Genomic DNA, 22,525 nt, shown 5'->3' on the forward strand with positions numbered 1-22,525 from the left:
GGCTTCAGATTTCGAAGCCCGCCTGACGGGCGACGTCGCTCAGCGATGTCGCCGGTCGCGGCCCGACATGGCCGATGACTTCGCCGGCCGCCAGGACGCCGAGCCGCGCCGCGTGGACATTGTCCAGGCCGCGGGCGAGGCCGAACAGGAAGCCTGCCGCGAACAGGTCGCCGGCTCCGGTCAGGTCGACCACCGTGTCGACCGGCACTGCCGGCACCTTCTTGACCCCGTCGCGTCCCACCACCAGCGCGCCTTCTGCGCCGACAGTCACCGCCGCCAAGGGGCAGTCGCCCGCCAGCGCCGCAATCGCCGAGTCGAGGCTCGACGTCTCGTAGAGCGACCGCAGCTCCGAATCGTTGGCGAACAGGATGTCGATCGTCCCGTCGCGGATCAGGCCGAGGAATTCCGCCCGGAACCGATCCACGCAGAACGGATCGGACAGCGTCAGCGACACCTTGCGGCCGGCGCCATGAGCGATCGACGCCGCGCGGCGGAACGCTTCCTTGGCCTCCGGCGGATCCCAGAGATAGCCCTCCAGATAGGTGATCGCCGCGTCGGAGACGACGGTCTCGTCGATGTCGGCCGGACCGAGCGCCTGGCAGGCGCCGAGAAAGGTATTCATCGTCCGCTCGCCGTCCGGCGTGATCAGGATCATCGAACGCGCGGTCGGCGCGCCGCCAACCAGCCGCGCCGTGTCGAAATCAACGCCGATGGCGCGCATGTCATGGGCATAGACGTCGCCGAGCTGGTCGTCCGCGACCTTGCCAATGAAGGCGGCGCTGCCGCCGAAGGAGGCGATGCCCGCCGCCGTGTTGCCGGCCGATCCGCCGGAAGCCTCGATCGCCGGTCCCATCGCTGCATAGAGGCTCTCCGCCCGCTCCGCGTCGATGAGATGCATGGTGCCCTTTTGCAGATCCTCGGCGACAATGAAGTCGTCCTCGGCTCGGGCGAGGATGTCGACAATCGCGTTGCCGATGCAAAGAACGTCGTATTTCGGGTCTGTCATGAAGGATCCGCTGGAAGGTGTCGGGGGAAGGCGGGCGGACTATAGCGGCCAAGACTCTTGGCGCAACCGCCCGGCCTTCAGACGGTCTTGGCCGGGTAGCGGCAGAGGTCGCGGATCAGGCAGGCCGGGCAGTCCGGCTTGCGCGCCTTGCAGACGTAACGGCCGTGCAGGATCAGCCAGTGATGGGCGTGCAGCCGGTATTCGGCCGGCACCACCCGCTCGAGCCCCGCCTCGACAGCCTCGACCGTCGGCCCCGGCGCCAGGCCGGTGCGGTTCGATATCCGGAAGATGTGCGTATCGACGGCGATCGTCGGTTGGCCGAAGGCGATGTTGAGGACGACATTGGCGGTCTTGCGCCCGACGCCCGGCAACTCCTGCAGCGCCTCGCGGGTGCGCGGCACCTGGCTGCCATGTTCCGCCACCAGCTTCCGCGACAGCGCCACGACATTCTTCGCCTTGGTCCGGAACAGCCCGATGGTGCGGATCAGGTCGGTGACCCGGTCGACACCGAGCGCCGCCATCTTCTCCGGCGTATCGGCGGCCGCGAAGAGGGCCGGCGTCGCCTTGTTGACCCCGGCATCGGTGGCCTGTGCCGACAGGACCACGGCGACGAGGAGGGTGAAGGGGTTGGTGTAGAAGAGTTCGCCCTTCGGTTCGGGGCACGCCTTCTGGAAGCGGGCGAACACCTCCGCGATGTCGGCCCGCGGCATCTTCTTTGACCGCGTCGCCGGCCTGGTGGTCGCCGTGGCCTTCCGTCGAGGCGGCAATGCCGCCGCTGGTGCCTTGGTCAAATCCGCTTCGCCCCCCGATCCGTCGTCCCCGGCGCTGCCCCGTCCGGGACCGCGACGTCATGTGCCGCTTTGAAACGCCTCGACCCTGTCTATACTCATCCATCATGACGTCCGGCAACGCCATCGCGGGCGCGGATGACCGACCGATCTTCTCGGCGCGCCTGACCCCGCACCGCTCCCTCAGCCCCACTGGCTTCATGCTGGTGATGCTGGCGCTGGTCTCCTGTTCTTTCACCGCCGGCCTGGCCTTCTGGATGATGGGCGCCTGGCCGGTGGTCGGCTTCTTCGGTCTCGATATCCTCCTCGTCCAGCTGGCCTTCCGGCTCAACTACCGGGCAGCGCGTGCCTCGGAAGAAGTCAATGTCTATGCCGACCGGCTGACGGTGCGACGCACGAAGCCGAACGGCAAGTGGAGCGAGTTCAGTCTCAATCCCTATTGGGCGCGGCTGGCGGTAGACCGTCATCCGGAGATCGGCGTCACCGGCGTCAATCTCACCTCGCACGGCCACAGCTATCCGATTGCCGCCTTTCTCGGGCCGCACGAGCGCGAATCCTTCGCCGCAGCGCTCGGCAAGGCGCTTGCCGAGGCGCGGGCCGAGCCGGCCCAATAGCAGGGGCGTGCGCAAGAATCGGGTGGCGCGGACTTGCCGTCGCGCCTAGGTCGGGGTCACATGAACCCGATCATCCGAGGTTGATATGTCTCTCTCCGCCCTGACCGTCGAGGTGCCGCCGATGCCCGTTCCGCGCCCGGAACTGCGCAGCGACTACGAGGTCGTCCGCCGCGCCATCGAGTATATTTCCGAGCACTGGCGCGACCAGCCGTCGCTGGATCGCATCGCCGACGTCGTCGGCATGCGGCCTTTGTCGTTGCAGCGCCTGTTCACCCGCTGGGCCGGCCTGTCGCCGAAGGCCTTCGTCCAGGCGCTGACCCTCGATCACGCCCGCTCGCTCCTCGACGATTCCGCCTCGATACTTGATGCCTCCTACGAGGTCGGCCTGTCAGGCCCCGGTCGTCTGCACGATCTGTTCGTCAGCCACGAAGCCATGACGCCCGGCGACTACAAGGCGCGGGGCGCCGGGCTGGTGTTGCGCTTCGCCTTCCACCCGTCGCCCTTTGGCCAGTCGCTGATCATGGTCACCGATCGCGGCCTCGCCGGCGTCGCCTTTGCCGACATCGGCAGCGAGCGGACGGCGCTTGCCGACATGCAGGCCCGCTGGCCGCAGGCGCATTATGTCGAGGACGCGGCTGCGACGGCGCCTTATGTCCGGCGCATCTTCGATCCCGAAACCTGGCGGCCGGACCAGCCGCTGCGCATCGTGATGATCGGCTCGGATTTCGAGTTGCGGGTTTGGGAGACTCTACTCCGGGTGCCGCTCGGCAAGGCGACCACCTATTCCGACATCGCCGCCCATCTCGGCAAGCCGCAGGCGGCGCGGGCGGTTGGTTCGGCGGTCGGCAAGAACCCGATCTCCTTCGTCGTCCCCTGCCATCGCGTTCTCGGCAAGGGCGGCAATTTCTGCGGCTACCACTGGGGCCTGACCCGCAAGCGCGCCATCCTCGGCTGGGAGGCGGGCGTGGTGAGCAACGACGTGTGAGCGCGTTCAACGATCTCTAGAACGGCGGCTCTGTACCCGAAGGCGGGTTGACGGCGAAGCCTTCATTGATGCCGGAGAACATCTGGTAGAAGCCGGACAACACGACCAGCTCGACGAAGCCCTTCATGCCAAAGCGGGCGATGGCCCGCTCCTGCGCTGGCTCGGGCACGTCGGTCCAGGCAAGCGCCGCCTCGATCACCGGCAGTGCCGTGGCGAAAGGCTCGGCCAGGTCCGCGGTCCGCCCGGCGCGGATCGCCTCGATCACCTCGTCCGGGACGCCGGCCTCGCGGGCATGGTCGACATGATCGATCCACTCGAAGGCCGCCCGGCAGGTGCGGGCCACCGTGAGCACGACGACCTGGTAGACGGCGCGCGGCAGCGCTCCGTCGAATTTCAGGAAATAACCGAGTGCCTCGATTTTCTCCGCGAGTTGCGGATGGTTCATCAGCGCCAGATAGGGACCGGTAAAAGGCGCCCCGACCGCAGCGCGATGGGCCTTTAGCCTGTCGTAGATCGCGCGGTCGGCGGGCGCCAGCTTGTCGGGGTCGAAGGGAAGGGTCGCCATGGCGCTACTCGTGATAGGACCATCGCTTCGCCTCGGCGGCGAAGTCGTAGACCGGCGTTGGTGCGTCGCGCTGGGTCTTGAAGTCGATCAGATAGGGGCCATCGGTCGCCACGGCGGCGGCAAGCGCCGGCTCGACCTCGCCCGGGTCGCGAACCGTCGTCGCCTGGAGGCCGAGGGCGCGGGCAAAGCCAGCCCAGTCGTGATCGGGCACCCTGGTAAGTTCGTCGGGAACCGGGCCGAGCGTATGCGCCCGCAGCCAGACATTCCCGAGCGCGCCGTTGTTGAGGACGACGAAGACGACCGGTAGACGGTAGCGCGCCGCGACGGCGATCTCGATGCCGTGCATCTGCATGCAGCCGTCGCCGGTGACGAGCGCGACGCGGGTGCCGGGCCGCGCGCAGGCGGCGCCGATCGCGGCCGGGATTCCCCAGCCCATTGGCCCGAGGTTGGTCGCGGATATGTAGGTGCGTGGAGCGTAGGCGTCGAAATAGTGGCCGGCGAAGGCACGGTGCGCTCCGGAATCGACCAGGGCGATGGCATCGCAGGGCAGCGCCTTGCGGAGTTCGCCGATGATTCGCGCCGGATGGAGCGGCACCGCCTCGCTGGCGAGGTTGTCGGTGTCGAAAAAGCGTGGACTGCCGCGGATTGTCGCCATCCAGGCCTGCCGCTCGGCGACGCCGGCCGTCAGCGCGGCGGCATTCCCGTCCTGCGCCAGGATGTCGAGGAAGGCTCCGCAATCGCCGAGCACGCCTTGTCCGGCCGCCGTCTCGGTGGCGATCGCCTTGGCGGCGAGATTGACGCTGATCATCCCCCGCTTCGGCGCGAGCCGGCTTGACCAGTGCATCGTGTCCCGCTCGTTGAGGCCGGAGCCGAGGACAATGAGGAGGTCGAGGTCCGGCGAGAGCAGCGTTGACGTCGCGTGGCGGGTCCCGGCATAGCCGAAGACACCGAGCGAAAGCGGGTGGTCCTCGGGGAAGGTGCCCTTGGCGCGCAGCGTCGTCGCGACCGGAAGCGCGAACCGCTCGGCGATCGCGACCAGCGCCCCGGAGGCCTCGCCATGCTCGACGCCGGCCCCGGCCAGGATGGCGACCTTGAACGCCGGGCCGGAGGCCCCGTCCCCGCGCAGCGCCGCGAGTGCCCGGTCGGCCATCGCCGCATCGATCAACCGGCCATGCATCAGCGCCGGGTCGATCGCCGCGTGGGCGACGGCAACTTCGCCCACCAGCACGTCGTGCGGGAGCGACAGATGAACCGGTCCAGACGGCGGGCCGGTCATCTCCATCAGCGCCCGCCGAAAGAGATGATTGAGGTTGTCGACGCTGTCGACCGAGGTTGAGAAGCGCGTCACCGGGGCGGCAAGGACCGGGTCGTCCAGGGTCTCGTAGCTTGCATCCTGGAACTGGCCGAGCCCCTCCATGGCGATCGCCACTTCGCCGCTCATCACCAGCATCCGCGACGAATCGGTCAGTGCCGTCGCCATCGCCGTCGTCATGTTGCCGAGGCCGGGGCCGCCGATGCCCAGCGCGACGCCAAACCGCCCGCCGGCCCTCGCATAGCCGTCGGCCATGAAGGCCGCGCCGCCTTCCTGCGCGGCAACGATAGGCTTGATCGCGGGAAACCGGCCGAGCGCCGGAAGGAAAGGATCGATCAGGCCGCCCGGAACCATGAACAGATGGTCGATGCCCTCGGTCTCGAGGGCGGCCAGGATGTAGTCGGTGCCGGGAGTCATGCGCTTTGCTCCTGGTCAGGCGGACTAGCCGCCGCGTTATCCTGCCGCGCGGTCTCAGACGGCCAGTTCGCGCCGCTCCGCCACGCTGGTGTCTTCGTTCAACCTATAGAGGATCGGCAGGCCGGTCGGCAATTCCAGCTTGACCACCTCGTCCGGGGTCAGCCCGTCAAGCGCCATGATCAGCGCCCGCAGCGAGTTGCCATGGGCGGCGATCAGCACGCCTTCGCCGCGCATCACATGCGGCTGGATGCGGTGGATGTAGTAGGGCCAGACCCGGGCGCCGGTGTCGCGCAACGACTCGCCGCCGGGCGGCTGGGTCGCATAGGAGCGCCGCCAGATGTGGACCTGCTCCTCGCCCCACTTGGCCCGCGCATCGTCCTTGTTGAGGCCCGAGAGGTCGCCGTAGTCGCGCTCGTTCAGCGCCTCGTCGCGGGTGATCGGCAGCCCTGTCTGGCCGAGTTCCTCTAGCATCAGGTCCAGCGTCCGCTGGGCGCGGACAAGTGCCGAGGTGAAGCAGGTGCCGAATGTCAGGTTCTCGCCCTTCAGCTTCTGGCCGGCGGCCTTCGCTTCGATGACGCCCTGGTCGGTCAGGCCGACGTCACGCCAGCCGGTGAAGAGGTTTTTCAGGTTCCATTCGCTCTGTCCGTGCCGGACGAGGACGAGAAGGCGATCCATTAGCGGTCCTGCTCCTTGTTGAGCCCCAGAACGTCGGCCATCGAGTAGAGACCGGGCTTTTTCGCGCGGCCCCAAAGCGCCGCCTTGGCCGCGCCGCGGGCGAAGATCGTCCGGTCGCCAGCCTTGTGGGTCAGTTCGATCACTTCGCCTTCGCCGGCCAGCACGACGCTGTGCTCGCCGATTACCGATCCGCCGCGCAGCGTCGCAAAGCCGATGTCGCCGCGCTCCCGCGCGCCGGTATGGCCGTCGCGGACCCGCACCGAATGCTGGGCGAGGTCGATGCCACGTCCCTCGGCCGCCGCCTGGCCGAGCAGCAGCGCCGTCCCGGATGGTGCGTCGACTTTGTGGCGGTGGTGCATCTCCAGCACCTCGATGTCGAAATCGTCGTCGAGTGCCTTCGCTGCTTCCCGCACCAGCACCGCCAGCAGGTTGACGCCCAGGCTCATGTTGCCCGACTTGATCACCGGCGCGTGGCGCGCCGCCGCCTCGATCCGGGTTTCTTCCTCCGGCCCGATGCCGGTGGTGCCGATGACATGGACGATGCGGGCCTGTGCCGCGAGTTCCGAAAACTGCAGCGTTGCCGCCGGACTGGTGAAGTCGAGAACCCCGTCCGCCTTGGCAAAGGCCGGCAGCGGATCGTCGGTGACCTTGACGTCATTGGCCTCGAGCCCGGCCAGCAGGCCGGCATCCGCGCCGATTTCCGCCGCGCCCTCGCGCTCGACCGCACCGGTCAGCACCATGCCCGGGGTCTCGGCGACGATGCGGATCAGGGTACGCCCCATCCGTCCGGCGGCGCCGACCACCACAAGCTTCATGTCATCCATGAGAATACCCCGTCGATCTCTGGCCCGGATATAGCCGGGCGCGCCGCCGACGGCAAACCCGAGGCGGACGGAGCTTGCGTGCCGGATGATGGCGCGCGCGTATCATGAAGTGCGGCGCGTCGCGCCCCTATGACAAACCCGCCATGCCGAGGTACTCCGGCGTGCCGGAGCCTCGAAGCATGGGACAGCCGACTGGCTACCCGTCATAGCCCTCGACGATGACCAGATCGAGGGTCGCGGACTCGCCGCGTTCGGCCATGGCATGGGCGTATTCGGGGGAGTGGTAGCAGGCAAGCGCCGTCTCGTAGTCCTTGAACTCGATGACCACGTTGCGCTCGCGCGAGGTTCCGGTCAGCGTCTCGAACTTGCCGCCACGCACCAGGAACTTGCCGCCGTATTTGCCGAAGGCGGCTCCATTCGCGGCGAGATATTTCTTGTAGCCGTCCATGTCGTGAACATCGACGCGGACGATCCAGTAACCCTTGCTCATGCTTCTCCCCTTGCGGCGATCGCCGCTTCGATTTCGCCGACGATTGCGTCGGCTGCGGATTTCGGATCGGCGGCGGCGTTGATCGGCCGCCCGACCACCAGGTAGTCGGCGCCGGCGCGAATCGCCATGTCGGGCGTCGCCACGCGGCGCTGGTCGCCGTGGTCGGTCCCGGCCGGACGAATGCCGGGGGTGACGATGGCGAGGTCGGGGCCGACGATGCGGCGCACCGCTGTCGCCTCGGCCGGCGAGGCCACGATGCCGTCCATGCCGATGGCGCGGGCGCGTGCCGCGCGGGCCGCGACAAGGTCGGCCGCACGCGCGGCATAGCCGGCATCGGCCAGGTCGGCGTCGTCCATCGAGGTCAGCACGGTGACGCCGAGCAGTCGGAGCGAGGCCTCGCCGCGCGCCGTGACAGCCGCCTGCATCGCCTTCGGATAGGCGTGCACGGTGGCGAAGGTCACCCCGAGTCGGACGATGCTCTCCACCGCGTGGGCGACGGTGTTGTCGATGTCGAGTAGCTTGGCGTCGAGAAAGACCTTCTTGCCGGCCACCGCGAGGTTACGGGCGAAGTCGACGCCGCCGGCATAGATGAGCTGCATGCCGACCTTGTAGAAGGTGACGCTGTCGCCGAGTCCCGTCACCAGCGCTTCGGCGGCATCGACATCGGGCACGTCGAGGGCGACGATCAGGCGATCTCGGGCGGGAATCGGTTGCATGGCGCGGACTGTCGTCGCCGCGCCTGCGGAGGTCAAGTGCGGAGCCGTCAGTCGGCGAGTCGGGCCGACAGATCGACGAGTTGCCGGCAGACCCGCTTCAGCAATTTCGAGACCGGCTCGACGGTCATCTCGCCGGATTCGTTGAAGGCGTCCTGGGCGCGGCTGACCTCGATCTTGGACGGGATCAGGATGGCGCCGAGCCCGGCCTGGACGATCTTGCGGCAGTCGATCAGCGCCCGCGCGCCGCCGATCATTCCGTCCGACGTGCTGCCGATGGCGTAGACCCGGTTCCGGAATTTCGCGTCCCCGGTCGCCTCGACGCGGCTCACCCAGTCGATTGTATTCTTGAGGAGCGGTGGCACCGAGTTGTTGTATTCCGGCGTGGCGATGAACACGCCCTGGTGGGCGGCGATCAGCCGGGCCAGCTTGACGGCATTCTCCGGCTGGCCTTTCTCCTTCTCGAGGTCGCCGTTGTAGATCGGCATCTCGTAGTCGGCGAGCGAGATGCGGGTGACGTCGGCATCGATCAACGCCAGTTCCTTGGCGGCCAGAGCGGCCAGCTTGGTCGACAGCGAGCCGGTGCGGATCGAGCCGGCTAGGACGAGGATCTTGGTGGGCGCCATGGTGATTTCCGGTTGTCGGGAGAAGGTTGGGTAAGGTTCCGACTTAGTGCGCGACGCGGCAATGTCGAATAGCCGGCCTCACGTCAGTCGGTCATGCCAGCCAGTTCTTTCGAAACGCCCTGCGTTCCGATTCGGTCCAGAAGTGTCGGGCGTATTTCGAGTCATACATCCGGTTGACGAACGCCTCGTCGAAGGAGGCGATTTCCTTCACCTTCTCGTAAAGTCCGAAATAGCGTTTGGCCGTGCTCTCGTTCTTGCGGGCAACGGTGATCGGCCTGCCAAGCGTCTCCGTAAGCACCGTACTCTTCACCGCGTCGGGGCAGTCGGCGCGAAACACGAGGACGCGCCCCGACCGGACATGTCCCTGCTTCGGGTCGAACGGAGCCTGGTACACGTCGACGCTTGTCTGCGGAAGGACGTTGGTATCGAACCACTGGAGGGGCAGGTCGTGCGGGTAGGTCTTCATGAAGATGTCGAAGGCGCGCCGCGCCGTCTCGATGGAAGCATCCGTGATGTCGATCGTCCGCAGGTTCTGTTTGTGGTTCTGGAAGAAGGCCGAGATGTTGCGGGCGATCGGCTCCCGGACGGCGGTGATGTAGAACGGCCGCCGGACCGTCTTCCTGTCGAGCCTGCGCCGCAAAGCCATCGTCTCGATCATCTGCTCCGACGGCAGCTCACCCGCGTCGATCGCCGGCTTCACCTGGGCAAGCATGGCCTTGCGATCCAGCGTATGGACCTCGGGGCAATGGAAGCCGGCGTCGCGGATGCCCTGGGCCATCGCCCGGGTACCGACTTTCGCCATGGTATAGACGATCGGATATTTCACGGGCCTCTGTCTCGTCTGGAGGGCCCAGCCGCCATAGCCCAAGGGCTCAGGCCTTGCGGTAGAGCCAGACCCGGGCCGGCGGCATGTTGGTCCAGATCCAGCTCGAGGACTCGGCGGTGAACTGGCCGGGGATCGGCTGCACCGGCCCCTTGAAGGTGTAGGAAAACTGGATGAACGGCGTGCCGGGGGCAATCCGCTCGAGGCCGGCGACGATCAGCCGGTTGCGATCCTCCAGCGGCCGCGCCACCAGCGGCAGGCTCGAGACGACGCTGGCGGCCTCTGCCGCGCGTCCGTCCAGCGACCCGTCGAGGTCGTAGGCATCGCCGCGGATGATCGTGATGCCCGGAAAGCGTTCGGCCAGGAGACGGCAGAAATCGGGGCTGTATTCGATGGCGATGATCCGTTCCGGCGCGACGCCGCGCTCGATCAGCGCCTTGGTGACGACGCCGGTACCCGGCCCGAGCTCGATCACCGGCAGGTCGCCCTCGGGGTCGACATGGCTGGCCATCCGCCGCGCCAGCGCCGCTCCCGAAGGGGCGATCGCCCCGGTCATGCGTGGCCGGGCGGCAAGGCCTTTCAGGAAGCGGATCTGGTCACGCATGGAGGCGGGCTTTTCCGTTATGGTTTGGGCTCAGGCGCTGAAGAAGTCGCGAACCCGCGCCAGGAACCCGGTCGATTCGGGATGGGTCTCGGCCGACGAGGCCTTCTCGAATTCCTCCAGCAATTCGCGCTGGCGCCGCGACAGGTTGCACGGCGTCTCGACGACGACCTGGATATACATGTCGCCGACCTTGTTGGTCCGCATCACCGGCATGCCCTTGTTCTTCAGGCGGAACTGCTTGCCGGTCTGCGCCCCGTCGGGAACCCGGACCCGGGTCTTGCCGCCGTCGATGGTCGGCACCTCGAACTCGCCGCCGAGCGCCGCCGTTGTCACCGAGATCGGCACGCGGCAGAAGATGTCGGCGCCGTCGCGCTGGAAGAATTCATGCGGGCTGATCGACAGGAAGATATAGAGGTCGCCCGCCGGCCCGCCGCGCAAGCCCGCCTCGCCCTCGTTGGCCAGCCGGATGCGGGTGCCGTCCTCGATGCCGGCCGGAATGTTGACGCTGAGCTTGCGTTCCTCGGTGGTCCGTCCCGAGCCCGAACATTCCGGGCAAGGATCGGCGATCACCTCGCCACGACCGTGGCAGGTCGGGCAGGTCCGCTCGATCGAGAAGAATCCTTGCGCCGCGCGGACCCGGCCATGGCCCTCGCAGGAGGGGCAAACCTTCGGGCTCGACCCGGGCCGCGATCCCGAACCGGAGCAGGTGCCGCAGGTGACCTTGGCCGGCACCTCGATCTCCGCCGTCTTGCCGACGAAGGCCTCCTCAAGGGTGATCTCCATGTTGTAGCGCAGGTCGGAACCGCGCTCGCGGCTCGAGCGGCCGTTGCCGCTGCGCCGTCCGCCACCCATGAAGTCGCCAAAGATGTCGTCGAAGACGCTCGACATCGATGAGGCAAAGTCGGCCTGGAAGCCGCCCGCGCCGTTGCCGCCATTTTCGAAAGCCGCGTGGCCGAAACGGTCATAGGCCGCCCGCTTCTGCGGATGGCGCAGCGTCTCGTACGCCTCGTTGACTTCCTTGAACTTGCCTTCGGCCGAGGGATCCCCCGCGTTGCGATCCGGGTGGAAGCGCATCGCGAGCTTGCGATAGGCAGCCTTGAGTTCGGTGCCGTCGCAGGTCTGGGTTACGCCCAGAACCTCGTAGAAATCGCGTTTTTCCATTCGATCTTATTCAGCCCCGGTGACGCGTCCGGCTTCGGGTTGCCTGCGCCTGCCAAGAAAAGCAAGGCCCGCACCCTGAAAACGCCACTTGCGCTTCCTCGGGTGCGGGCCATCGCTATGCTCCGTGATCAGGCAGACTTCTGCTGGTCGTCGTCGTTGACTTCCTCGAAGTCGGCGTCGACGACATCGTCGTTGCCCGGGCCGCCGACGTCACCGGCGTCCTCGCCGTCGTCGCCAGCCGCCGCGCTTGCCTGGTACATCGCCTCGCCAAGCTTCATCGAAGCCTGGGCCAGCGCGTTGGTCTTGGCCTCGATGTCGGCGACATCCTCGCCTTCCATCGCGGTCTTGAGTTCGGCGATCGCCCCCTCGATGGCCGACTTGTCGGCATCGGAGACCTTGTCCGCGTAGTCGACCAGCGTCTTCTCGGTCGAATGGACGAGGGCCTCGCCGTGGTTCTTGGCCTCGATCAGGGCGCGGCGCTTCTTGTCGTCGTCGGCATGCGCCTCCGCGTCCTTGACCATCTGGTCGATATCGGCGTCGGACAGGCCGCCCGAGGCCTGGATGCGGATCTGCTGCTCCTTGCCGGTGCCCTTGTCCTTGGCCGAGACGTTGACGATGCCGTTGGCGTCGATGTCGAAGGTGACCTCGATCTGCGGCACGCCGCGCGGCGCCGGCGGAATGCCGACCAGGTCGAACTGGCCGAGCACCTTGTTATCCGCCGCCATTTCACGCTCGCCCTGGAAGACGCGGATGGTCACCGCGTTCTGGCTGTCCTCGGCGGTCGAGAACACCTGGCTCTTCTTGGTCGGGATCGTCGTGTTGCGGTCGATCAGCCGGGTAAAGACACCGCCCAGCGTCTCGATGCCGAGCGACAGCGGCGTCACGTCGAGCAGCAGCACGTCCTTGACGTCGCCCTGCAGCACGCCGGCCTGGATGGCCGCGCCGATCGCCACGACCTCGTCCGGGTTGACGCCCTTGTGGGGCTCCCGGCCGAAGAACTGCTTCACGACTTCCTGGACCTTGGGCATGCGGGTCATGCCGCCGACCAAAACGACTTCCTGGATTTCGCCGGCCGAAAGGCCCGCGTCCTTCAGGGCCGCCTTGCAGGGGCCGATGGTCCGCTGGATGAGATCGTCGACCAGCGCCTCGAACTTGGCCCGGGTCAGCTTCATCGTCAGATGCTTCGGCCCGGAGGCGTCGGCGGTGATGAAGGGCAGGTTGACCTCGGTCTGGGTCGCCGAGGAAAGCTCGATCTTCGCCTTCTCGGCGGCTTCCTTCAGCCGCTGCAGCGCCAGCTTGTCGCCGCGCAGGTCGATGCCCTGCTCTTTCTTGAACTCGTCGGCGAGGTAGTTGACCAGCCGCATGTCGAAGTCTTCGCCGCCGAGGAACGTGTCGCCGTTGGTCGACTTCACCTCGAACACGCCGTCGCCGATCTCGAGCACCGAGACGTCGAAGGTGCCGCCGCCGAGGTCGTAGACCGCGATCGTCTGGCCTTCCTTCTTGTCGAGGCCATAGGCGAGCGCCGCGGCCGTCGGCTCGTTGATGATGCGCAGAACCTCGAGCCCGGCGATCTTGCCGGCGTCCTTGGTTGCCTGGCGCTGGGCGTCGTTGAAATAGGCCGGGACGGTGATCACCGCCTGATCGACCTGCGAGCCGAGGTAGCCCTCGGCCGTCTCCTTCATCTTCTGCAGGATGAAGGCGGAAATCTCGGAGGGCGAGGTCGGCTTGCCGTCGGCCTCGACCCATGCATCGCCGTTGCCGCCCTTCACGATGTGATAGGGGACGAGCTTCTTGTCCTTGGCGACGGTCGGATCGTCGAAACGACGGCCGATCAGGCGCTTGACGGCGAAGATCGTGTTCTCGGGATTGGTGACCGCCTGGCGCTTGGCCGGCTGGCCGACGAGGCGTTCGCCGTCGCCGGTGAAGGCCACCATCGAAGGCGTCGTCCGCGCGCCTTCCGAATTCTCGATGACCTTGGCGTCCTTGCCGTCCATGACGGCGACGCACGAGTTCGTCGTGCCAAGATCGATTCCAATGACTTTAGCCATACTTCCCATCTCCTTTCGGCAGACCGGCCGGGTCCTGTAGCGGCCCCCGACCCTCGGTTGGGAAAACCCGGTTCCGAGGGCAGTCCGGTCCCCTGGCGTTTATTCACGCATTGCCGGGGTTTGATTCCCATGGGCGGCGTGAGTTCCCGGCGTATATAAGAAGCCCTGAAATCTGCCGCAAGCGGCGAAAACGCCTCGCGACCGATCCAATTCGCCGACTTTCGTGTAAATTCCGTTCGTTCCGCTTCGTCCGCCGCCGCGTCGATCTTCTACCGGCGGTTTGAAACCGATGACCGGACACGAGGAGGAAATGACAATGTCGACGGCAATTATCAACCTCCTAATTCAACTTATTGCCGGGGCCATCGGCGGGGGGAGAGTGTGACCATGCGGCTCGCCGCTGGCTTTTTGGTAATTCTTGGCTTGCTGGCGGCCACAGGACCGGCACATGCCCAGGTGACCACGCCGCCACGCGGCTCGCCGCTTCGCTCCGCCATTCTCGACGGGCTGCGGCCGATGGTCGAGGCGGAAGTCGGCGGGCCGGTCGAGTTCGTCGTCGATGATCTTCGCGTCCTCGGTGAATGGGCCTTCGCGCTGGTCACCCCGCAGCGCCCGGGCGGCGGTGCGATCCCCTACACCTACACCCGCTACCAGGCGAGGATCGATGCCGGTGTCTTCGATAACCAGGCAACGGCCTTGCTGCGCCAGACTCCGGACGGCTGGCTGGTCTATGAATACGAACTCGGCGCGACCGATCTCCCCTGGGTCGTTTGGGGTGATCGCTACCCGGTGCCGTGGGAGGTCTTCCCGGGACGGTGACACGCCGAAAGCAGACAGGATGGAGGTCACCATGAAACGCATTGTGCATTCCGTCGCGGCGGCGATCCTCGCCGCCTTTTCCATCGGCCCATCGGTCGCTGCGGACGCAGGGACGCTCGAACCGGCAATTCTCTCGGGCGATGCGGGCGCGGTCCGCGCCGCCCTGGCGGCGGGGGCCGACCCGAACGAGATCTTCCCGGTCTACGATACGTCTGCGCTGATGCTGGCGGCGATCCGCGGCGATGGCGCGATGGTGTTGACGCTGCTTGCGGCGGGCGCCGATCCGAACTGGATCAACGGACGCGGCTATAATGCCCTGTCCGCGGCGGCGCGCAGTTGTCGGGCCGGCTGGGATGTCGCGGCCGCGCTGCTCGACGCCGGGGCCGATATCGACAACCGGTCCGGCGCACGGCTGACGCCGCTGATGGTGGCGATCCAGGAGGAACGGCCAAGTTTCTTTCGCGGACTGGTTGCCCATGGCGCCGATATCAATGCCGTCAACGCCTATGGCGAAGGCGCCCTGAACTACGCCATCTACTACCGGCAGCCGGAATATATCGCGACGTTGCTTGACCGCGACGTCGAGACCGCGCCGCTCCGCAATCTCTTCCAGGGCCTCTACACTTACTATTATCCCAACTTCGGTGACGCCCGGCCGCAGGCCGTCGACTGCGCCACCTAGGCGCTAAGGCCGCGAGATACCGCCTAGGCCTGCGCGGGGATGGCGACCTCGGCCGGCGGGCGGGGCTTTGCCTCGCGGTCCTCGGCCCGTCCTTCGCGGATCGCTGCGGCCGGGTCGTTGTCGGCCGCGTCCGGGCTCGGGAATAACTCGTTGAACGGCGTCGACCGCCCGTCGCCCTCGACGACGCGGACGTGAAAACGCCGTAGCCGTCGCGGTTCGGGCACGCCGCAGGAATGGGCGATGACCTCGACCTCCTTGCGCATGTTCTTGCAGTAATTCGCCACCTTCACCGCCTTGTCCGCCGGGTTGAGGCCCCGCTGCAGGCGCGTATTGTGGGTGGTGATGCCGGTCGGGCAGGTGTTCTTGTTGCACTTCAGCGACTGGATGCAGCCGAGCGCGAACATGAAGCCGCGCGCCGCGACGACGAAATCCGCGCCGGCGCAAAGCGCCCCGGCGACGGCCGACGGCGTGATCAGCTTGCCCGAGGCGATCAGCCGGACGCGCTGCTTCATGCCATGGCGCTTGCGGATGTTGTCGACCGTCGGCAGCGACTCGCGGATCGGCAGGCCGACATTGTCCATCAGCGGCAGCGGCGCCGCGCCCGTTCCGCCATCGCCGGAATCGACGGTGATGAAGTCCGGCGCGCTCTCCTCGCCGCGATGCTTGACCTCGTCGAACATCGCGTCGAGCCAGCCATAGGCGCCGATGACACATTTGATCCCCACCGGCTTGCCGGTGACCGCGCGGATATGCGCGATCCGGTCGAGAAGCTCGCCGATCGTACCGATGTCGGGATGGCGGTTGGGTGAGATCGAGTCCTGGCCGGCCGGGATGCCGCGGATCGCGGCGATCTCCTCCGATACCTTGATGCCGGGCAGGATGCCGCCCTTGCCGGGCTTGGCGCCCTGCGACAGCTTGATCTCGAACATCTTGATCCGGTTATCCGCGCCGAGCGCCGCCAGCCGCTCGTCCGACAGGTTGCCCTCGCCGTCGCGCACCCCGTATTTCGCCGTGCCGATCTGGAAGACGATGTCGCACTCGCCTTCGAGGTGGAACGGTGACAGCCCGCCTTCGCCGGTGTTGAGCCAGCAGCCGGCCATCGCCGCGCCGCGCGACAGCGCCTGGATCGCCGGCTTCGACAGCGCGCCGTAGCTCATCCCGGATATGTTGAAGAAGGAGGGCGCCGCATAGGGCTTGCGGCAGGTCGGGCCGATGATCATCGGCTCCGTCTCCGCCCGATCGGTGTCCAGCGTCGGGAAGGGGCAGTTGACGAAATAGAGCGTGCCGGCCAGCGACAGGTTCTTGGTCGAGCCGAAGGCGACGGTGTTGTCGCCGCCCGCCGCGGCCCGTGCTGCCCACTGCCGCTCCGCCCGGTTGAACGGCATTTCCTCGCGGTCCATGGCGAAGAAATACTGGCGGAAGAATTCGCCGAGATTGGTGAACAGGGTGCGGAACCGTCCGACCACCGGGTAGTTGCGGCGGATGGCGTCGCGATGCTGGGTGATGTCGATGATGAAGATCACCACCACCGCGGCGAAGCCGATTCCGACCATCAGGACGAAGATCGTGACCATGAAGTCGAGAACCGCGGCGACCGGACCGGGAACGAGGGATTCCATTTGGCGACCTCCCGTCAATTCCGGCGCCCCCCGCGCCGTTTCATCGCCGCGACCATGCACGAGGCGGGTCGGACGTGAAAGCCGAAAGGCCTGCGCCTCCCGCAGGTTTGATCGAAGGAGGAGGTCGCGTGAGGTGTCGTGGCGGCTCGGTCGCGCTGGCGTGAGCGAAGATGTAAGACGTCTTACATCGACTTGAGGGAAGGGGAATGCACGCGCGATGGTCAAGGCGACAACGCCGCTCGCCGAAGGGTTCGGCTTCCACCCCGGCCTGCTCGACCGTAGCGCGCAGATGGCGCTTGTCGCCGCGCTCAAGGCGGCCGTCGCCGACGCGCCCTTCTTCGTCCCGACCATGCCCCGCACCGGCAAGCCCTTTTCAGTGCGGATGACCGATCTTGGACCGCTCGGCTGGGTGTCGGACAGGGACGGCGGCTATCGTTACCAGCCGACCCATCCTGAGACCGGCAAGCCATGGCCGCCGATCCCGGACGCGGTGATGGACATCTGGCGGGCGGTTGCCGGCTACCCGCATCCGCCCGAAGCCTGCCTGGTCAACTACTATGCGCCCGGCGCCAGGATGGGCCTTCATCAGGATTCCGACGAAACCGACCGTGCCGCCCCGGTCGTCTCGATCTCGCTCGGCGATACCTGCCTGTTCCGGATCGGCGGCACCGCCCGCAAGGACCCGACACGGTCCCTGCGCCTCTCCTCCGGCGATGTCGTGGTGCTCGGCGGCCAGTCGCGCATGGCCTATCACGGCGTCGATCGCCTCTACCCCGGCACCTCGACCCTCCTCGACGGCTGGTTCCCGGAGGGCGGACGGCTTAACCTGACGCTCCGACGGGTAACGAAACCATGAGGGCAAGCCGATGCGGCGACTGCTGACGATATGCGCGCTCCTGGCCGGCCTCGGTCCTGCTGCCGCCGACGGCCTTTCCGGCCACGAGAAGCTGATCCTCCCCGCCACCAAGGCCAACTGGATCGCCTTCCGGAATTATGACGGCAAGCAGTTTGTCTATTTCACTCATCTCGTCGTCTATCGCTGTGGCCTCAGCGAGGTCCGCTATGCGATCGACTTCGACGCCTTCGACGGCCGCTTCGAGATGCAGCCCTGCGATCCGCAGAATCCCCACGCCATCGACCCGGTGAAATACCCGCCCTATCTCGAACTGCCGCTCGGCCATGCCAGCCGGATCGCCGTCCAGGTCGTCTACGCCGATGGCGAGGAGAGCGAGGTGGTGCGGTTCACGCCCTGCGACGTCACCGACGACAGCACCTGCGCCCTGCTGGTCGAATAGACCGGGCGCTGGCCCGGATTCCGGGCCACAGCGTCGCGTGATTGCCTCATGTCAATGAAATGTCGCGTCGGGGGGCCAGACTTCGTCATCCCGGTCGGAGGTTCCCGACCGGACCGAGGCAATGGAACCGGCCATGACGGTCTCGCCCGACCTGGAGCGACGCGCCCGTGAGGCGCTTGCTGACATCGTCGCCTTGCGCCAAGACGTGGCCAGCGAGGGACGGGCGACCTTTCGGCGATGGCGCCCGCGGATCGGACGCGCCGGCTTTGCCCCAAGCGCGTTGAACCTCGCGCATTACATGGCTGTCCGCCGTCGCGACCTGCGGCCGCTGCAACGCCGGCTGATGGCGCTCGGCGTGTCGTCGCTCGGCCGGCTCGAGGGCCGGGTCCTCGCCTCGCTCGATGCCGTGGCGGTGGCGCTTTCGGCGCTCGCCGGTGTCGCATCCGCAGCCACGCCTCCCTCGCAGCGCCAGTTCTTTCGCGGCGAAGCGCGGCTGCAGCGCAATGCGGCCGAAATCCTCGGGCCCGCCGGCCCGGGCCGCAACGGCCGGATCGTCGTGACGCTGGCAACCGGCGATGCCGACGATCCGGCGATCATCGCCGATCTTGTTCGACGCGGCGCCGAGATCGTCCGCATCAACTGCGCCCATGACAAGCCGGCGGTGTGGGAGCGGATGATCGCCAGCGCCCGCGCCGCCACCACCGCCGACGGGCGGCGACCGCGTGTCCTGATGGACATTGCGGGGCCGAAGGTCCGCACCGGCTATGTGATGACGCCGCAGGACCGCAGCCGCGTCTATGTCGGCGACGTCATCCTGCTCAGTCGCGAGGCGCAGCCTTCGGCGCCGGACATTCCGTTCCAGATGACCTGCACCGCGCCGGAAGTGCTGGACCGTATCGGCCCCGGCGACCGGGTGTCGATCGACGATGGCAAGCTGCACGGGGTGATCACCAGGGCCGCGCATGGCGGCTTCCTCGTCGGTATCGAACGGGGGAGGCTGGGCGGCGTCAAGCTGCGCTCCGAGAAGGGCCTCAATTTCCCGACCGCCGACCTCGGTCTCGATCCGCTGACCGACAAGGACCGCCAGGACCTCGATTTCATCACCGCCCATGCCGATATGGTCGGCCACTCCTTCGTCCAGACCGCCGACCATGTCGCCGCGCTTCAGGAGGAACTGGCGCGGCGCACGCCGGCCTGGCGGCGTCTCGGCCTCGTCGGCAAGATCGAGACCCCGCGCGCCGTCCGAAACCTGCCGGAGATCATTGTCCAGGCGGCAGGCTGCCAGCCGTTTGCCGTGATGATTGCCCGTGGCGATCTCGCCGTCGAAATGGGCTTCGAGCGCGTCGCCGAATTGCAGGAGGAGATCATGTGGCTGTGCGAGGCCGCCCATGTCCCGGTGATCTGGGCGACCCAGGTGCTGGAGGATCTGGTCAAGGACGGCATGCCGTCACGCGGCGAGATGACCGATGCGGCGATGTCCGGCCGGGCGGAAGGCGTCCTGCTCAACAAGGGCCCGAATATCGGCCTCGCCGTCGATGTCCTCGGCCGGCTGCTCGGCCGCATGGGCGAGCACCAGCTCAAGAAGACGCCGACGCTGCGTGCGCTCCACGCCTGGGACGAGCGCGGACCGGGCCCGGCCGAATCCGGGCCCGGTCAATGAACGAACCGGTCAGCTGACGCCGTCGGCCGGTGTCATCCAGCCCTGCGCCGCGCCGTTCGAGTCGGCGACGATGGCGATGCGACCGACGCCCTCGGCTACCCATGGTTCACGCATGACCCTGCCGCCTCCGGCCTTGAGCTTCTCGATCCGCTTGTCGACGTCATCGACCGCGATGTAGCTCATCCAGTGGTCCGGGACACCCTCGAAGGCCGGGCCGCCGATCTGCATCATGCCGCCGACCATTTCGCCGTTCGACCGGATGATCGTGTAGGTCATGTCCGGGCCCATCGGCATGTCGTCGAAGGTCCAGCCGAGGCTCTTGCCGTAGAAATCCTTGGCCTTCGCCGCATCGCGGGTCATCAACTCGTTCCAGTGAAAAGCGCCGTGTGCAGTCATGTCGTCCTCCTTTTAACTTGATGGTTAAACGACCATAGGCGACGCGCCGTGACGCGCAAGTGACATTTCCGCGAGGCCCCAGGCTCCTGACAGGACGGTGGCGGGAGGTCGCCCGCTAGCCGCCGAGCTTGAAGGCCGCCAGCGCCGCCATGTTGACGATGTCGGAGTCGCGGGCGCCGAGCGGCACGATCTGCACCGGCTTGTCGAAACCGACCAGCAGCGGCCCGATCACCGTCGAGCCGCCGAGTTCCTGCAGCAGCTTGGTCGAGATCGAGGCCGAGTGCCACGCCGGCATCACCAGCACGTTGGCCGGGCCGGAGAGCCGGCAGAAGGGGTAGGGCGCCATCGCCGACTGGCTGAGCGCCACGTCGGCCGCCATCTCGCCGTCATACTCGAAGTCGACCCGCTTGCCGTCGAGGATGCGCACTGCATCGCGGACCTTGCGGGCGCGTTCGCCCTCCGGCTGGCCGAAGGTCGAATAGGCGAGGAAGGCGACGCGCGGCTCGTAGCCGAGGCGGCGCGAGACGCCGGCGGCCTCCTCGGCGATCTCGGCCAGTTCCTCGGCCGAGGGCATCTCGTGGACGGCGGTGTCGGCGACCAGCACCGTGCGCCCCCGCGCCAGCACGATCGAGACGCCGATAATCCGGTGGCCGGGCTTCGGGTCGATCGCCTGCCGCACGTCGTCGAGCACGGTGGCGTAGTTGCGGGTGACGCCGGAGACCATCGCATCGGCATCGCCGAGCGCCACCATGCAGGCGCCGAAGGCGTTGCGGTCGGTATTGGCCAGCCGCTGGCAGTCGCGAAACAGGAAGCCCCGGCGCTGCAGCCGTGAATAGAGATAGTCGGCATAGTCGGCGTTTCGCCGCGAGACGCGGGCATTGTAGATCTCGATGCCGTCGCTGATGTCGATGCCGGCCCGTTCGGCGGTGCCGCGCACGATGTCCTCGCGGCCGATCAGGATCGCGGTGCCGAGCCTGTTATGGACGAAGCTCGCCGCCGCGCGGATCATCTGCTCTTCCTCGCCCTCGGCGAAGACCACCCGCTTCGGCGAGCGTCGCACCCGCTGGTAGATGCTCTGCAGCGTGCCGACGATCGGGTCGCGGCGCGCGGACAGTTCGAGCTTGTAGGCGGCGTAGTCGGTAATTTCGCGACGCGCGACGCCGCTGTCGACCGCCGCCTTGGCGACCGCCGCCGGGATTTCACTGATCAGGCGCGGATCGAAGGGCACCGGGATGATGTAGGTCGGCCCGTATTTCGGCCGGAACCCCTGGTAGGCGGCGGCGACCTCGTCGGGAACGTCCTCGCGGGCAAGGGCCGCCAGCGCCTGCGCGGCGGCGATCTTCATGTCCTCGTTGATCGTCGTCGCCCGCACGTCGAGCGCGCCGCGAAAGATGTAGGGGAAGCCGAGGACGTTGTTGACCTGGTTGGGATAGTCGGAGCGCCCGGTCGCCATGATCGCGTCGTCGCGGATCTGGGCGACCTCCTCCGGCGTGATCTCCGGGTCGGGATTGGCCATGGCGAAGATGATCGGGTTGGCCGCCATCGAGCGCACCATGTCGGCGGTGATCGCCCCCTTGGCCGAGAGGCCGAACAGCACGTCGGCGCCATCCAGCGCCTCGGCCAGCGTCCGCGCTTCGGTATCGGTGGCGTGGGCCGACTTCCACTGGTTCATGCCTTCCTCGCGGCCCTTGTAGATCGGCCCCTTGGTGTCGCAGAGGATGACATTCTCCGCCGGCATGCCGAGCGCCTTGACCAGTTCGACGCAGGCGATGCCGGCCGAACCGGCGCCGTTGCAGACCAGTCTTGTGGTCGCCATGTCGCGGCCGGTGAGGTCGAGCGCATTGATCAGCCCGGCGGTGGCGATGATCGCCGTGCCGTGCTGGTCGTCGTGGAAGACCGGGATGTCCATCAGTTCGCGCAGGCGGCTTTCAATGATGAAGCAGTCCGGCGCCTTGATGTCCTCGAGGTTGATGCCGCCGAAGGACGGCCCGAGGTAGCGCACCGCGTTGACGAAGGCGTCGACGTCCTCGGTATCGATCTCGAGGTCGATCGAGTCGACATCGGCGAAGCGTTTGAACAGCACCGCCTTGCCCTCCATCACCGGCTTGGAGGCCAGCGCCCCGAGATTGCCGAGGCCGAGGATGGCGGTGCCGTTGGAGATAACGGCGACGAGGTTGCCGCGGGTGGTGTAGTCGAAAGCCTTGGCCGGGTCCTCGGCGATCGCCTTGACCGGCACGGCGACGCCCGGCGAATAGGCCAGCGACAGGTCGCGCTGGGTCGCCATCGGCTTGGTCGCGTTGATTTCGAGCTTGCCCGGCCGCCCCCGGGAATGGAAATCGAGCGCCTCCTGGTCGGTGACGGACGGTCCCGATTTCACCGGTGCATTTCCCTCGGCCATGTCTC

General features: G+C 67.2%; 23 protein-coding genes. 7 read left to right on the forward strand and 16 right to left on the reverse strand.

Translation table 11 applies throughout. The features are described 5' to 3' along the window. Nucleotides 1-4 precede the first annotated feature (4 nt). Nucleotides 5-1,006 carry an adenosine kinase gene (locus tag BLT60_RS19640; protein WP_090879169.1) on the reverse strand — a complete coding sequence of 334 codons (1,002 nt, stop codon included), beginning with the start codon at nucleotides 1,004-1,006 and terminating at the stop codon, nucleotides 5-7. A 77-nt stretch (nucleotides 1,007-1,083) separates the two neighbouring features. Beyond that, a complete protein-coding gene (nth, locus tag BLT60_RS19645; RefSeq protein ID WP_244521350.1) occupies nucleotides 1,084-1,797 on the reverse strand; it encodes an endonuclease III in 714 nt (237 codons plus the stop codon). A 104-nt stretch (nucleotides 1,798-1,901) separates the two neighbouring features. Here nth and BLT60_RS19650 point away from each other — a divergent pair, with 104 nt between their 5' ends. Beyond that, entirely contained in the window at nucleotides 1,902-2,408 is a 507-nt protein-coding gene (locus BLT60_RS19650; protein WP_090879172.1) for a DUF2244 domain-containing protein, read from the forward strand. Nucleotides 2,409-2,529: 121 nt separating this feature from the next. Beyond that, nucleotides 2,530-3,393: a methylated-DNA--[protein]-cysteine S-methyltransferase gene (locus tag BLT60_RS19655; protein WP_244521361.1), complete on the forward strand. Its 864-nt coding sequence runs from the start codon at nucleotides 2,530-2,532 to the stop codon at nucleotides 3,391-3,393. 16 nt (nucleotides 3,394-3,409) lie between these two features. Here the strand turns inward: BLT60_RS19655 and BLT60_RS19660 are convergent, their stop codons facing one another. From BLT60_RS19660 to dnaK, 11 genes are all read right to left on the reverse strand, one after another. After that, nucleotides 3,410-3,958, reverse strand: coding sequence for a carboxymuconolactone decarboxylase family protein (locus BLT60_RS19660; RefSeq protein ID WP_090879176.1), 549 nt, complete (start codon nucleotides 3,956-3,958; stop codon nucleotides 3,410-3,412). A 4-nt stretch (nucleotides 3,959-3,962) separates the two neighbouring features. Then, nucleotides 3,963-5,687, reverse strand: coding sequence for a thiamine pyrophosphate-binding protein (locus BLT60_RS19665; RefSeq protein ID WP_090879178.1), 1,725 nt, complete (start codon nucleotides 5,685-5,687; stop codon nucleotides 3,963-3,965). A gap of 54 nt (nucleotides 5,688-5,741) precedes the next feature. Beyond that, nucleotides 5,742-6,362 carry a 2,3-bisphosphoglycerate-dependent phosphoglycerate mutase gene (locus BLT60_RS19670; RefSeq protein WP_090879180.1) on the reverse strand — a complete coding sequence of 207 codons (621 nt, stop codon included), beginning with the start codon at nucleotides 6,360-6,362 and terminating at the stop codon, nucleotides 5,742-5,744. After that, nucleotides 6,362-7,186 carry a 4-hydroxy-tetrahydrodipicolinate reductase gene (gene dapB, locus BLT60_RS19675; protein ID WP_090879182.1) on the reverse strand — a complete coding sequence of 275 codons (825 nt, stop codon included), beginning with the start codon at nucleotides 7,184-7,186 and terminating at the stop codon, nucleotides 6,362-6,364. The genes BLT60_RS19670 and dapB overlap by 1 nt, the downstream gene beginning before the upstream one ends. 196 nt (nucleotides 7,187-7,382) lie before the next feature. After that, nucleotides 7,383-7,676 (reverse strand): DUF1330 domain-containing protein, encoded by a 294-nt coding sequence (locus tag BLT60_RS19680; RefSeq protein WP_090879184.1) that lies wholly within the window; start codon nucleotides 7,674-7,676, stop codon nucleotides 7,383-7,385. Then, nucleotides 7,673-8,392, reverse strand: a complete 720-nt coding sequence (gene pyrF / locus BLT60_RS19685) for an orotidine-5'-phosphate decarboxylase (protein WP_090879185.1) — start codon at nucleotides 8,390-8,392, stop codon at nucleotides 7,673-7,675. The genes BLT60_RS19680 and pyrF overlap by 4 nt, the downstream gene beginning before the upstream one ends. Nucleotides 8,393-8,439: 47 nt before the next feature. Further along, nucleotides 8,440-9,015, reverse strand: coding sequence for an NADPH-dependent FMN reductase (locus BLT60_RS19690; protein ID WP_090879187.1), 576 nt, complete (start codon nucleotides 9,013-9,015; stop codon nucleotides 8,440-8,442). A 91-nt stretch (nucleotides 9,016-9,106) separates the two neighbouring features. Further along, complete coding sequence (locus BLT60_RS19695) at nucleotides 9,107-9,841, reverse strand: putative capsular polysaccharide synthesis family protein (protein WP_090879189.1); 735 nt, start codon at nucleotides 9,839-9,841, stop codon at nucleotides 9,107-9,109. A gap of 46 nt (nucleotides 9,842-9,887) precedes the next feature. Beyond that, entirely contained in the window at nucleotides 9,888-10,442 is a 555-nt protein-coding gene (locus tag BLT60_RS19700) for a class I SAM-dependent methyltransferase (protein ID WP_090879191.1), read from the reverse strand. A 30-nt stretch (nucleotides 10,443-10,472) separates the two neighbouring features. Next, nucleotides 10,473-11,603 (reverse strand): molecular chaperone DnaJ, encoded by a 1,131-nt coding sequence (dnaJ, locus tag BLT60_RS19705; RefSeq protein WP_090879193.1) that lies wholly within the window; start codon nucleotides 11,601-11,603, stop codon nucleotides 10,473-10,475. A gap of 128 nt (nucleotides 11,604-11,731) precedes the next feature. After that, a complete protein-coding gene (dnaK, locus tag BLT60_RS19710) occupies nucleotides 11,732-13,651 on the reverse strand; it encodes a molecular chaperone DnaK (RefSeq protein WP_090879195.1) in 1,920 nt (639 codons plus the stop codon). A gap of 387 nt (nucleotides 13,652-14,038) precedes the next feature. On the opposite strand from dnaK, the gene BLT60_RS24445 reads away from it, so the two are divergent. Then, nucleotides 14,039-14,470: a hypothetical protein gene (locus BLT60_RS24445; protein ID WP_175478545.1), complete on the forward strand. Its 432-nt coding sequence runs from the start codon at nucleotides 14,039-14,041 to the stop codon at nucleotides 14,468-14,470. Nucleotides 14,471-14,501: 31 nt separating this feature from the next. Next, complete coding sequence (locus tag BLT60_RS19715; protein WP_175478546.1) at nucleotides 14,502-15,152, forward strand: ankyrin repeat domain-containing protein; 651 nt, start codon at nucleotides 14,502-14,504, stop codon at nucleotides 15,150-15,152. 23 nt (nucleotides 15,153-15,175) lie between these two features. Here the strand turns inward: BLT60_RS19715 and BLT60_RS19720 are convergent, their stop codons facing one another. Next, complete coding sequence (locus tag BLT60_RS19720) at nucleotides 15,176-16,771, reverse strand: FMN-binding glutamate synthase family protein (protein WP_090879198.1); 1,596 nt, start codon at nucleotides 16,769-16,771, stop codon at nucleotides 15,176-15,178. A gap of 217 nt (nucleotides 16,772-16,988) precedes the next feature. Between BLT60_RS19720 and BLT60_RS19725 the strand changes: the two genes are divergently transcribed. From BLT60_RS19725 to BLT60_RS19735, 3 genes are all read left to right on the forward strand, one after another. Next, the gene (locus BLT60_RS19725; RefSeq protein ID WP_090879200.1) at nucleotides 16,989-17,627 is read left to right on the forward strand and encodes an alpha-ketoglutarate-dependent dioxygenase AlkB family protein; all 639 of its coding nucleotides are present in this window, start codon (nucleotides 16,989-16,991) and stop codon (nucleotides 17,625-17,627) included. Between the two features lie 10 nt (nucleotides 17,628-17,637). Further along, nucleotides 17,638-18,066 (forward strand): hypothetical protein, encoded by a 429-nt coding sequence (locus BLT60_RS19730; protein WP_090879202.1) that lies wholly within the window; start codon nucleotides 17,638-17,640, stop codon nucleotides 18,064-18,066. Nucleotides 18,067-18,187: 121 nt separating this feature from the next. After that, nucleotides 18,188-19,726: a pyruvate kinase gene (locus tag BLT60_RS19735; protein ID WP_210185650.1), complete on the forward strand. Its 1,539-nt coding sequence runs from the start codon at nucleotides 18,188-18,190 to the stop codon at nucleotides 19,724-19,726. Between the two features lie 9 nt (nucleotides 19,727-19,735). Here the strand turns inward: BLT60_RS19735 and BLT60_RS19740 are convergent, their stop codons facing one another. Together BLT60_RS19740 and BLT60_RS19745 are read right to left on the reverse strand one after the other, a co-directional pair. Continuing rightward, nucleotides 19,736-20,122 (reverse strand): VOC family protein, encoded by a 387-nt coding sequence (locus tag BLT60_RS19740; protein WP_090879204.1) that lies wholly within the window; start codon nucleotides 20,120-20,122, stop codon nucleotides 19,736-19,738. A gap of 115 nt (nucleotides 20,123-20,237) precedes the next feature. Further along, the gene (locus BLT60_RS19745) at nucleotides 20,238-22,520 is read right to left on the reverse strand and encodes an NADP-dependent malic enzyme (protein ID WP_090879206.1); all 2,283 of its coding nucleotides are present in this window, start codon (nucleotides 22,518-22,520) and stop codon (nucleotides 20,238-20,240) included. Nucleotides 22,521-22,525: the final 5 nt, after the last annotated feature.

It is taken from the genome of Bauldia litoralis (genome assembly GCF_900104485.1).
In the GTDB taxonomy this organism is placed as follows: domain Bacteria; phylum Pseudomonadota; class Alphaproteobacteria; order Rhizobiales; family Kaistiaceae; genus Bauldia; species Bauldia litoralis.

Excerpts from the sequence above, each read along its gene's own strand:
- BLT60_RS19640 (WP_090879169.1), bottom strand. The coding sequence starts at position 1,006 with ATGACAGACCCGAAATACGACGTTCTTTGCATCGGCAACGCGATTGTC.
- BLT60_RS19650 (WP_090879172.1), top strand. The coding sequence starts at position 1,902 with ATGACGTCCGGCAACGCCATCGCGGGCGCGGATGACCGACCGATCTTC.
- BLT60_RS19655 (WP_244521361.1), top strand. The coding sequence starts at position 2,530 with ATGCCCGTTCCGCGCCCGGAACTGCGCAGCGACTACGAGGTCGTCCGC.
- BLT60_RS19660 (WP_090879176.1), bottom strand. The coding sequence starts at position 3,958 with ATGGCGACCCTTCCCTTCGACCCCGACAAGCTGGCGCCCGCCGACCGC.
- BLT60_RS19665 (WP_090879178.1), bottom strand. The coding sequence starts at position 5,687 with ATGACTCCCGGCACCGACTACATCCTGGCCGCCCTCGAGACCGAGGGC.
- BLT60_RS19670 (WP_090879180.1), bottom strand. The coding sequence starts at position 6,362 with ATGGATCGCCTTCTCGTCCTCGTCCGGCACGGACAGAGCGAATGGAAC.
- dapB (WP_090879182.1), bottom strand. The coding sequence starts at position 7,186 with ATGGATGACATGAAGCTTGTGGTGGTCGGCGCCGCCGGACGGATGGGG.
- BLT60_RS19680 (WP_090879184.1), bottom strand. The coding sequence starts at position 7,676 with ATGAGCAAGGGTTACTGGATCGTCCGCGTCGATGTTCACGACATGGAC.
- pyrF (WP_090879185.1), bottom strand. The coding sequence starts at position 8,392 with ATGCAACCGATTCCCGCCCGAGATCGCCTGATCGTCGCCCTCGACGTG.
- BLT60_RS19690 (WP_090879187.1), bottom strand. The coding sequence starts at position 9,015 with ATGGCGCCCACCAAGATCCTCGTCCTAGCCGGCTCGATCCGCACCGGC.
- BLT60_RS19700 (WP_090879191.1), bottom strand. The coding sequence starts at position 10,442 with ATGCGTGACCAGATCCGCTTCCTGAAAGGCCTTGCCGCCCGGCCACGC.
- dnaJ (WP_090879193.1), bottom strand. The coding sequence starts at position 11,603 with ATGGAAAAACGCGATTTCTACGAGGTTCTGGGCGTAACCCAGACCTGC.
- dnaK (WP_090879195.1), bottom strand. The coding sequence starts at position 13,651 with ATGGCTAAAGTCATTGGAATCGATCTTGGCACGACGAACTCGTGCGTC.
- BLT60_RS24445 (WP_175478545.1), top strand. The coding sequence starts at position 14,039 with ATGCGGCTCGCCGCTGGCTTTTTGGTAATTCTTGGCTTGCTGGCGGCC.
- BLT60_RS19715 (WP_175478546.1), top strand. The coding sequence starts at position 14,502 with ATGAAACGCATTGTGCATTCCGTCGCGGCGGCGATCCTCGCCGCCTTT.
- BLT60_RS19720 (WP_090879198.1), bottom strand. The coding sequence starts at position 16,771 with ATGGAATCCCTCGTTCCCGGTCCGGTCGCCGCGGTTCTCGACTTCATG.
- BLT60_RS19725 (WP_090879200.1), top strand. The coding sequence starts at position 16,989 with ATGGTCAAGGCGACAACGCCGCTCGCCGAAGGGTTCGGCTTCCACCCC.
- BLT60_RS19730 (WP_090879202.1), top strand. The coding sequence starts at position 17,638 with ATGCGGCGACTGCTGACGATATGCGCGCTCCTGGCCGGCCTCGGTCCT.
- BLT60_RS19735 (WP_210185650.1), top strand. The coding sequence starts at position 18,188 with ATGGAACCGGCCATGACGGTCTCGCCCGACCTGGAGCGACGCGCCCGT.
- BLT60_RS19740 (WP_090879204.1), bottom strand. The coding sequence starts at position 20,122 with ATGACTGCACACGGCGCTTTTCACTGGAACGAGTTGATGACCCGCGAT.
- BLT60_RS19745 (WP_090879206.1), bottom strand. The coding sequence starts at position 22,520 with ATGGCCGAGGGAAATGCACCGGTGAAATCGGGACCGTCCGTCACCGAC.